Here is a 7,809-nt window from a genome sequence, read left to right as displayed (position 1 = left end):
AAATTGACAGAGCACGGCGAAAAAGGCAACTTTTATTTGCGGATAAGCACTAAATAGGGGGTTAATTCGTCGCGGGCGCGGCGGCCAAAGCCACCACGTTGATGCGCTCCCCGTTCTTGTCAAATTTCACGTGGCCATCCACGAGGGCGTACAGGGTCCAATCACGACCGGTGCCCACATTGGCGCCGGCGGAAAATTTGGTGCCGCGCTGCCGCACGAGAATGCTGCCAGCGGTGACTAATTCGCCACCGTACTCTTTGACGCCGAGACGCTTGCTGACGCTATCACGTCCGTTGCGTACGCTGCCTTGACCTTTCTTATGTGCCATAAGTCTGGATAAATTATGCGTTAATGGTGTTAATCTTGACGACCGTCAGCTCCTGACGATGCCCGATGGATTTGTGATAACCCTTGCGGCGCTTCATCTTGAACGTGAGCTTCTTCTCGTCACGAATATGGCTGACGACATCAGCCAAAATAGTGGCGTTGGCGACGGTGGGGGTGCCCACGGTCACTTGGCCTTCTTTATTCACGAGCAGGACCCGGTCAAAAGTCACTGGTTTGCCCGCCTCGACGTCCAAACGCTCCACTTTGAGCGTGTCGCCGAGAGCGACCCGATATTGCTTGCTGCCTGTTTCTAGTACGGCGTACATAAAATAAATGTGTCCCTTATGCAAAGGGACGGTGATAACACCAAAAAGCACTGCGCCTGTCAACAACGCATTTTTGTTTTTTTTGAGCCCCGGTTTTTCGATGGAACCTGGCGACCGCAAACAAATGTACCCCATTTCCTTCCCGGCGTCAATTTTTGTGCTATGTTGGCCGATATTTTATGGATTTGACACAGACTGCTTATGGGACCTGGAGTGGCGGGCGCTTTATGCACTTTGGCGAGGCGCTGTCCGACGATCGGTTTATCGAAGTCATCCGGCTGGCGTACACGCGCGGCATTCGCACGTTTATGACGGCGGATGTCTATGGGCTCGGCCAGGCGGATGAAATGCTGGGGCGCGCCCTGGCTGGCCTGCCGCGTGACAGTTACTGCCTGGTGGGCGCGATCGGCCATGACTTCTACACCGGTCAGCGGGAAGGGGCAAAAGGCTATCCCCGGTTCACCGACCTCACCTTGCGAAAGCCGGCGGACTACGCCAGCTACTTGCGCATGGCTGCGGAGAAATCGCTGGCGCGCTGCCAGGCTGCCAAATTCGACTGCCTGCTGCTGCATAATCCAGACGCCACCGGGTATGCCAGTGACACGGTCTGGAAGGGCATGGAAAAACTGATGGACGCCAAATTAACCGATCGCGTGGGCATTGCCCCCGGACCGGCCAATGGATTCACGCTGGATATTATCCTGAACTTTGAACGGTTTGCCGGGTTGGTGAGTTGGGCCATGGTCATCCTGAACCCCTTGGAACCGTGGCCGGGCAAACTCTGCCTGGCGGCGGCGGAAAAGCAGGGCGTGAAAATCATCACCCGCGTGGTGGATTATGGCGGTTTGTTCCACGACGATGTCAAGCCCGGCCACCTGTTTGGCAAGCAGGATCACCGCACGTTCCGCCCCGCCGGCTGGGTGGAGGAAGGCAACCGGAAGATTGACCGGATGCGGGCGGTGGCGCAAAAAAATAAATTATCCCTGTTGCAATTGGCGTGCGTATGGAACCTGGGGCAGCCGGCCGTGCAGAGCGTCATCCCGACGCTCATTCAGGAAATTTCCACCGACGCCAAACCCATTGAGCAAAAAGTGGAAGAGCTGGCCACCCTGCCCCAGACCCGCTTGATCGCGGCGGAAAGCGAGTTCATTGAGCGCCTTGGCGATAATCAGGGTTGCATGGCGCTGAAAGGCGGCAACCCGGAACATCAGGGCGAACCGTTGCCGGACCGCTGGGGCCTCACCCCGGAATTGCTGGCCGTGGCCCAACGCTGGAATATTGACCCGGCGGCGCAACTGACCGAGCAAAAATAAAATTCAAAGAAAATCCCGTTGACGACACCGGGGGGGGCAAGCTTAAGATGCCGCCATGCACAAGATCATTAATACTGAGCAGCTACGGACCTTATTGAACGATACGCGCCAGGTCATGGGCGATCAGCCATGGGTACAAGCGGTGGATGACCATGCGCAAACGGTCAATATCCCGCACGGCAAGATGGAAGCGTTGCAGCGGCTTGAGCATGATGAATGGGTGTTTGTCCCGGTGGCTCGCACCCAGAAAAAAGGCGGTAAACTCCTGGAACACGGGTTTGAGATTCATCGCCGTGAATCCGGTTGGGAAGTGGTGACTGCCGCGCTGGAACTGGGCGGCACTCAGCCGGCCAAAATCCATGAGGAGTCAGCCCGCAATCATGCCGTGCAGGTGGAGTTGGAAAAGCTCCGTATCCGCGTCAGCCGTCCGAAGGCAAATCCCTGACCGTTCCGTTTGGCGCGAGCATCAATTTGCTCGCGCTTTGTGGCACGTGTGCTGCGCGTGGAGTGTCTCCACGCCTTTTTTGTTTTTATGAATCAACCTAACCGACTTCTGCTCGCCGCAATCCTCTGCGGTGGCTTCCTCAATCAAACCTCCGCCCTCGAAGTGAAATCGCCGGATGGCCGCGCTGTCCTGACCTTTGCCCTCAAGGATCTTGGCGGGGCCAAAGCCTGCCCGGTGTACAGCGTTTCCTTTCAAGGCAAGACCGTGCTCGCCGATTCCCGCCTCGGGTTGGAGCTGGAGTCCGGGCCGCTCACCAATGGCTTCACCCTCCTGAACGAAACCCGCACGCAGCAGGATACGACCTGGAAGCCGGTTTGCGCCGAGCGCGAGACGATTCGCGATCATTATAGCCAATTGGTGGTGGACCTCCAGGAAACCCAGGCCCCCAAGCGCCTTTTGCGGCTGACTTTTCGCGCGTACGACGAGGGCGTGGCCTTTGCCTATACGTTGCCCGCGCAACCGGGGCTGAAGGACTTCACCATCGCGGTGGAGAACACCAGCTTTGCCTTCACGGGCGACCACACCGCATGGGCGGTGTACTCCGCGCAGGGGAATTACAACGCGGCGGATGTCGCGCCCGGCAAAAAGCCAACGCCCGGGCTGGGCGAGGTGCCGCTGAGCCAGGTGCGGCCCGGCGTGGAGCGCCCGCTGACGGTGCGGGTGGCCGATGATCTGTATGCCGCCATCACCGAGGCCCGCCTGGTGGAGTACGCCCGCATGAAACTCCGCCCGGTCACGAATCAGCCCCATGCCATGGAGGCGTTCCTCGACGCCGAGCGCGGCAAGTACGGCAAAGTCACCGGCACCGCCCCCTTCACCTCGCCCTGGCGCGTCGTCATGCTGGCCAAGAGTCCGGGGCAATTGCTGGAGCAGAATTACCTCATCCTGAATCTGAACGATCCCTGCGCCCTGACGGATACCTCGTGGATCAAACCCGGCAAAGTCATCCGCGAGGCCACCCTCACCACCGTCGGCGGCAAGGCCTGCGTGGATTTTGCCTTGCAGCGCGGTCTGCAATACATCGAATACGATGCCGGCTGGTACGGCTTCGAGTATGATGCCAAGAGCGACGCCCGGGATGTCCACCTGGACCCCAAGCGCAATCCCGACCCCACCTCGCTGAACCTCCGCGAGGTGATCAACTACGCGAACGCCAAGGGCATCGGCGTCATCCTCTACGTCAACCACCTCGCGTTGGAGAAGCAGTTGGATGAAATCCTGCCGCTCTACCAGCAATGGGGCGTCAAGGGCGTCAAGTACGGCTTCGTCAACGTCGGCAGCCAGCCATGGACCAGTTGGCTGCACCTGGCGATCCGCAGGGCGGCGGAGCACCAGCTCATGGTGGATATCCACGATGAATTCCGCAATACCGGCTACCAGCGCACCTATCCCAACCTCATGACCGTCGAGGGCATCCTGGGCAACGAGGCATTCCCCACCCCCGTGCATAACGCCACGCTGCCCTTCACGCGGTTCCTCACGGGGCCCGGCGATTACACCTACTGCTGGTACAGTGGCCGGCTCAAGCCCACCCACGCCCATCAGCTCGCCCTCTCCACCATCTTCTTCAGCCCGTGGCAATTCCTGTACTGGTACGACCGCCCGGCCATGTACAAGGGGGAAAAGGAACTCGACTACTGGCAAACCCTGCCGACCACCTGGGATGAAACCCGTGTCGTCTGCGGCGAGATTGGCCGGTGCGCCTCCGTCGCGCGCCGCAAAGGGCAGGAATGGTACCTGGGCACCATCCACCCGGCGGGCCGCAAGCTGGTGGAGATTCCGCTGACCTTCCTGGCGCCCGGCAGGAAATTCACCGCCACCACCTACTCGGATCAGGACCCGGCCAACCCGGACTCCAAGGCCGTCAAGATCGAAACCCTCACCGTGGACGCCACGACGATCCTCAAAGCCGACCTCCCCGCCAACGGCGGTCAGGCCGTGCGTATCGTGCCGCAGTAAAACAAATATTTAGGCAAACTACGACCTCAAAGCGTTGCTTGAACTCTCTGCAAAATTATGATCACTGAAGCCGAACTTCTCTCCCTGCTCGCCGACTTGGAATCCGACCGCGTCGAGCGCACCACCGCCACCTCCAACACCGACAAGTTCGCCCAGACCGTCTGCGCCTTTGCCAATGATTTTCCCGCGCACCGTCAGCCCGGCTATCTGCTCATTGGCGTCAAAGATGACGGGCAGCCCTCGGGATTAAAGGTCACCGACGACCTCCTCCAGACTCTTGGCTCCCTACGTTCCGATGGCAATATCCAGCCCATGCCCGCCCTCACCGTCTCTCGTTTTTCGCTGCCAGCGGGTGACGTGGCCGTGGTCGAAGTCCTCCCGGCCGACCTCCCCCCCGTCCGCTACAAAGGCCGCGTCTATCTCCGCGTCGGGCCACGCCGGGCCACCGCCACCGAGCAGGAGGAACGCATCCTCACCGAACGCCGCATCTCCCACGCCCTCACCTTCGATGCGCTCCCGTGCCTCGACAGCGCACTCGCCGACCTCTCGGAGGACCGCTTCCGCCTCACCTACCTCCGCCATGCCGTCTCCGAGGAAGTCATCGCCGAAAACGGCCGCCCGCTCAAACAGCAGCTCGCCAGCCTCCGCTTCTTCGATCTCCGCCAGGATTGCCCCACCCATGCCGGCATCATCGTCCTCGCCGACCGACCCATGCACTACCTCCCCGGGGCCTATGTGCAGTTCGTCCGCTATGCCGGCCCCGACCTCGCCAGCGAGGTCCTCGATGAAAAACGCGCCCTCGGCGACCTCCGCACCCTGCTCCAGACCCTCGACTTGATCGTGGATGCCAATCTCCGCCAGCGTCCGGTGGCCGTGGACGGCCGCTTCGTCGAAACCATGATCCACGACTATCCCCGCGTCGCCCTCCGCGAACTCCTGCTCAATGCCGTCATCCACCGCAACTACCAGTCCACCGCCCCCATCCGTTTCTGCTGCTTCCCGGACCACCTCACCATCAACAACCCCGGCGGCCTCTATGGCGATGCCACCGCGGAAACATTTCCGCGCACCACCGGCTACCGCAATCCCATCCTCGCCGAGGCCACCCGCGTCCTCGGCTACACCAACCGCTTCGGCCAGGGCATCGCCCGCACCACCAAAGCCCTCGAACTCAACGGCAACCCGCCGGCCGAATACCAGTTCGATGCCCACAGCTTTACGGTAAGGCTAAAGGCTAAATTATGAAGGATGATGCACCAGATTTGAATCCGCGCACGAAGGGATTTGCCATGCGTGTCATCCGAATGTTTTCGGCACTGCCAAAGACCGCTGAAGCGCGGGTGCTGGGCAGGCAACCACCAGCATCCGTTCGCTGGCTTCTTCGAGGAAGGCGATGGCTTGGTCGCGGGAGACCGTGGGGAAATCTTCGAGGAAATCGCCGAGGGAATCGCCGCCTTCCAGCTAATCAATCAACGTTCGGGCGGACACGCGTGTACCGGCAAAAACCGGTGTGCCGCTCAAAATCTCGGGGGCAACCACGATGATCGTGCGATTACTCATGGCCACACCCTACAACCTTTTCGGAACGACAACAAGCGTCCCCTTAACTCGACTTTCCGGTACTCAGGTCCATTCCCCTCCTGATCCATCGCAGACGATGCAGTGATGCATGCTGAACGGGTGTGAAAATCCCTTGAAAGGTTTTCTAGTGGATGTGGACTAATGTCCGGTCTGTTATGGTGCCGGCGCGCTGCCAATCCGGTAGAACTTATGCGAACCTCTCGCCGCTTCGTCCTCCAACGATTGTGGCCCGGTCACATTCGTCACCCCGCGAATAAACAACCACACACCCTCCGTCAGGCTGTCCCGCGCTTCCAGCCAGTACGCCTGGCCTGCTTCCGCCAGCACCGACAGCGCGAACTTCTCGCCAGCCACGGTCATCACCGGGTTCTCCACCAAGTACGTCACCGTCACCACCGCCGCTGTCCCAATCGGGGACAACCCGTTCTGGTTTGAAACGACCAGTGTGTAGATGCCCGAATCACTCTGCTTCAGGTTCGTCAGGTTCAGCCCCAGCGAGGTTTGCGTCGGCAATAGGTTCGTCGCGTGCAAGTACCAACGATACGTTGCCAGAATGCAGCTTCTTGCCATCCCCACTGCCATATTGAAGTTGGTTCCCTTCAGAAGCGTCACATTCGTTGCCACCAGCGCCGGACTAAACGCCGGGGTGTTGGTATCCCGCACTTCGATGTAGGCCACGGCACTGGTCGCCAGACCAACGATATTGCTTGCCACCACCTGATACGCATCACCTTCGTTGACGCATGCCACCGCCACCAAACTCGTGTAGTTGATACCCGAGCCCACCCGCAAGGTCCGTTTGAACCAATAGAAATCTATTGGCAGAGTGCCGCCAGTTGTCGTGGCGGTGAATTTCACCTTGTAGCCGACATCCACCGTATTGGTCGGTGCCGGGGTGATTACCAGGCCCAACGGCAAGCGGTTGGTCACCACCAAGGTTACTTCCATACTATTGGTTGTGCCATTGATATTGGTTGCCAACACCAGGTACTTGCCCGAATCGCCCACTTGCAAGTTGGTCAGCGTTAAGAATGCGTTGGTTCCATTTTGCACTGCCACATAGCCATTGGTGATCGGGATATTGGTGTTGAAATACCAAGTGAAGGCCGGATTTTGGCAGTTGGGAGCCATACTCACCGCGAGGGTGATGTCCGAACCCGCACCCAAAGTATTTGTGGCCTGGACCAGGTCGGTTAGAAACGCCGGTTGCTTGCTATCCGTCACCGTCACATACACCGGCGCGCTGATGGCCACGCCGTTCTCATTGCTGGCCGTGACATTGTAGTAATCGCCGTTGTTCACGCATTGTGCCACCGGGCTGGTGAAGGCCGCCCCGCTGAATACAACGGTGGCAAAGTTCGAGTTCAGGTACCAGCGATAATCCGGCGATGTGCCCGAAGCAGCAGCCAGGAAGCCGACCGTATTACCCACTTCAACGGTATTCGTTGGCGCGGGGGAAATGTTTAAATTAAACGGTGGAATAATATAATTGGTCACCACCAAGGTCACTTCCGCACTGTTGGTCGCTCCATTAATATTGGTCACCATCACCAAGTATTTGCCCGAATGGGTCATCTGCAGGTTGGTCAATACCAGGGTGTTGGCATTGTCCTGCACCAATACATTGGTGGCATTGAAGAACCAGGTGAACACTGGACTATGGCAGTTGGGAGCCATGCTCACCGCGAGGGTGATGTCCGAACCCGTTCCCAAACTGTTTGTGCCCGGCATCAAGTCCGTCACAAACGCCGGTTGCTTGCTATCCGTCACCGTCACATACACCGGCGCGCTGATGGCC

The 7,809-nt window shown here is 59.2% G+C and carries 8 protein-coding genes; 4 read left to right on the top strand and 4 right to left on the bottom strand.

Going from position 1 to position 7,809, the window contains the following annotated elements; translation table 11 throughout:
- Positions 1 to 61: 61 nt before the first annotated feature.
- The gene (gene rpmA / locus WCO56_27715) at positions 62 to 328 is read right to left on the bottom strand and encodes a 50S ribosomal protein L27 (protein ID MEI7733390.1); all 267 of its coding nucleotides are present in this window, start codon (positions 326 to 328) and stop codon (positions 62 to 64) included.
- 13 nt (positions 329 to 341) lie between these two features.
- Positions 342 to 653 (bottom strand): 50S ribosomal protein L21, encoded by a 312-nt coding sequence (rplU, locus tag WCO56_27710; protein ID MEI7733389.1) that lies wholly within the window; start codon positions 651 to 653, stop codon positions 342 to 344.
- 179 nt (positions 654 to 832) lie between these two features.
- Between rplU and WCO56_27705 the strand changes: the two genes are divergently transcribed.
- The 4 genes from WCO56_27705 to WCO56_27690 all read left to right on the top strand — a co-directional run bounded on the left by WCO56_27705 (position 833) and on the right by WCO56_27690 (position 5,675).
- Complete coding sequence (locus WCO56_27705; protein MEI7733388.1) at positions 833 to 1,966, top strand: aldo/keto reductase; 1,134 nt, start codon at positions 833 to 835, stop codon at positions 1,964 to 1,966.
- Positions 1,967 to 2,021: 55 nt separating this feature from the next.
- Positions 2,022 to 2,411: a hypothetical protein gene (locus WCO56_27700; GenBank protein MEI7733387.1), complete on the top strand. Its 390-nt coding sequence runs from the start codon at positions 2,022 to 2,024 to the stop codon at positions 2,409 to 2,411.
- Between the two features lie 87 nt (positions 2,412 to 2,498).
- A complete protein-coding gene (locus WCO56_27695) occupies positions 2,499 to 4,430 on the top strand; it encodes a glycoside hydrolase family 97 N-terminal domain-containing protein (protein MEI7733386.1) in 1,932 nt (643 codons plus the stop codon).
- 57 nt (positions 4,431 to 4,487) lie between these two features.
- Complete coding sequence (locus WCO56_27690; GenBank protein MEI7733385.1) at positions 4,488 to 5,675, top strand: RNA-binding domain-containing protein; 1,188 nt, start codon at positions 4,488 to 4,490, stop codon at positions 5,673 to 5,675.
- 216 nt (positions 5,676 to 5,891) lie between these two features.
- On the opposite strand, the gene WCO56_27685 is transcribed toward WCO56_27690, so the two are convergent.
- Complete coding sequence (locus WCO56_27685; GenBank protein ID MEI7733384.1) at positions 5,892 to 5,990, bottom strand: DUF433 domain-containing protein; 99 nt, start codon at positions 5,988 to 5,990, stop codon at positions 5,892 to 5,894.
- Positions 5,991 to 6,164: 174 nt separating this feature from the next.
- A partial coding sequence (locus WCO56_27680) for an immunoglobulin domain-containing protein (GenBank protein ID MEI7733383.1) occupies positions 6,165 to 7,809 on the bottom strand: 1,645 nt, incomplete at its 5' end.

It is taken from the genome of Verrucomicrobiota bacterium (assembly GCA_037139415.1).
In the GTDB taxonomy this organism is placed as follows: domain Bacteria; phylum Verrucomicrobiota; class Verrucomicrobiia; order Limisphaerales; family Fontisphaeraceae; genus JBAXGN01.
This window is presented reverse-complemented; position numbering and strand designations above follow the sequence as displayed.

Excerpts from the sequence above, each read along its gene's own strand:
- rpmA (MEI7733390.1), bottom strand. The coding sequence starts at position 328 with ATGGCACATAAGAAAGGTCAAGGCAGCGTACGCAACGGACGTGATAGC.
- rplU (MEI7733389.1), bottom strand. The coding sequence starts at position 653 with ATGTACGCCGTACTAGAAACAGGCAGCAAGCAATATCGGGTCGCTCTC.
- WCO56_27705 (MEI7733388.1), top strand. The coding sequence starts at position 833 with ATGGATTTGACACAGACTGCTTATGGGACCTGGAGTGGCGGGCGCTTT.
- WCO56_27700 (MEI7733387.1), top strand. The coding sequence starts at position 2,022 with ATGCACAAGATCATTAATACTGAGCAGCTACGGACCTTATTGAACGAT.
- WCO56_27695 (MEI7733386.1), top strand. The coding sequence starts at position 2,499 with ATGAATCAACCTAACCGACTTCTGCTCGCCGCAATCCTCTGCGGTGGC.
- WCO56_27690 (MEI7733385.1), top strand. The coding sequence starts at position 4,488 with ATGATCACTGAAGCCGAACTTCTCTCCCTGCTCGCCGACTTGGAATCC.
- WCO56_27685 (MEI7733384.1), bottom strand. The coding sequence starts at position 5,990 with ATGAGTAATCGCACGATCATCGTGGTTGCCCCCGAGATTTTGAGCGGC.